General features: G+C 71.1%; 2 protein-coding genes. Both read left to right on the top strand.

What is annotated here, in order from left to right:
- Positions 1–992, top strand: a 992-nt coding sequence (locus D588_RS0111555) for a spore coat U domain-containing protein (RefSeq protein ID WP_017916089.1), incomplete at its 5' end; no start/stop codon positions are given.
- Positions 993–1,073: 81 nt separating this feature from the next.
- Entirely contained in the window at positions 1,074–1,394 is a 321-nt protein-coding gene (locus D588_RS0111550; protein ID WP_017916088.1) for a hypothetical protein, read from the top strand.
- Positions 1,395–1,430: the final 36 nt, after the last annotated feature.

Genomic DNA, 1,430 nt, shown 5'->3' with positions numbered 1-1,430 from the left:
CGGCGCTGCTGCTGGTGGCCGCGGCGCTGCTGCCGCAGCGCGCTGCCGCGACCACCACCTGTACCACGCAGGCCACGGCGGTGAGCTTCGGCACCCTCTCCGACACCGCCGCCACCGACGCCACCGCACAGATCCTGGTGACCTGCCAGACCGGCGCGATCAGCGTGCTCGGCACGATCTACGTGCGCATGTGCCTGAACATCGGCGAGGGCGCGCAGGGTGCCGGCCTCGGCATCACCCCGCGGCGCATGCTCAACCCGCTCAACGACAGCCTCGGCTTCCAGCTCTACCGCGACAGCGCGCGCAGCCTGATCTGGGGCAGCGCGCTGAGCGGTTCCACGCCGCTGCAGGTGGACCTGACCTACTCGTCGCTGGCGACTGGCGGCAGCGGCACCGGCACCTACACCATCTATGCGCGCGTCCCGTTGCAGAGCGGTATCGCCACCGGGACCTACCAGAACAGCTTCAGCGGCGTGTACACCAACCTGCAGTACCGCTACGACGAGCCGTTGGTCGGCAACCCCGCGGTGATTCCCACCTCCTGCACCACCGGCGGCAAGGGCGGCGGCACCTCGGTGCAGTTCCCGTTCGTGGCCAGCGCCACCGCCGCACCGACCTGCACCATCGCCAGCATCGCCGACCTGGACTTCGGCACCCAGTCCGGCCTGATCGACAACCCGCTGAACTACACCACCGTGCTCAGCATGAACTGCCGCTACCGCACCGCCTGGCAGGTGAGCCTGGACAATGGCCAGAACGCCAGCGGCAACGTGCGCCGCATGCGCAGCGTCAGCGGCCAGTACCTGACCTATGAGCTGTACCGCGACGCTGCGCGTACCCAACGCTGGGGCAGCACCCTGAATACCGATACCCAGACCGGCACCGGGACCGGCAGCGCACAGGCGCTGACCCTGTACGGGCAGGTCCCGGCCCGGCAGACGCCCGCCCCGGGCAGCTACAGCGACGTGGTCAAGGTCACCGTCACCTACTGAGGCCTGAACGGCGCCAGCGTGCCGGTCAAGTTGTCGGGGCGAGGGCCGCTATTGGCTGTGTCCTCCCCGGAGTTCCGCTCGATGACTGCGCCGTTCCTGCGACCGCTGCTGCTGGCGAGCCTGTGCGTGGCCGGCGTCGACGCGGCGGCGCAACCCGCCGTCGGCACCGGCGGCGCGATGTTGCGGATCGGTATCCGTATCGAACGCAGTTGCGAGATCGGCGCCCCGGCGCGTCCGCAGCCCGGGGCACTGCCGACGGTCGCCTGCAACCGCCCGCTGGCCTACCAGGTCAGCATCGACGGCACACCCGCGCCCGGCGCCGGCATGGCGTTGGCCTTGAGCCTGCCCGCCGCCGGCATCACGCCGGGCACGTCGGCGGGCTACGCCACGGTCGCGTTCTAGTGGGCCGCGCCCGCAGCGCGCGCGCGCGCCTGCTGC

The sequence above is a fragment of the Xanthomonas sp. SHU 308 genome (assembly GCF_000364645.1).
In the GTDB taxonomy this organism is placed as follows: Bacteria; Pseudomonadota; Gammaproteobacteria; order Xanthomonadales; family Xanthomonadaceae; genus Xanthomonas_A; species Xanthomonas_A sontii.
This window is presented reverse-complemented; position numbering and strand designations above follow the sequence as displayed.

Excerpts from the sequence above, each read along its gene's own strand:
- D588_RS0111550 (WP_017916088.1), top strand. The coding sequence starts at position 1,074 with ATGACTGCGCCGTTCCTGCGACCGCTGCTGCTGGCGAGCCTGTGCGTG.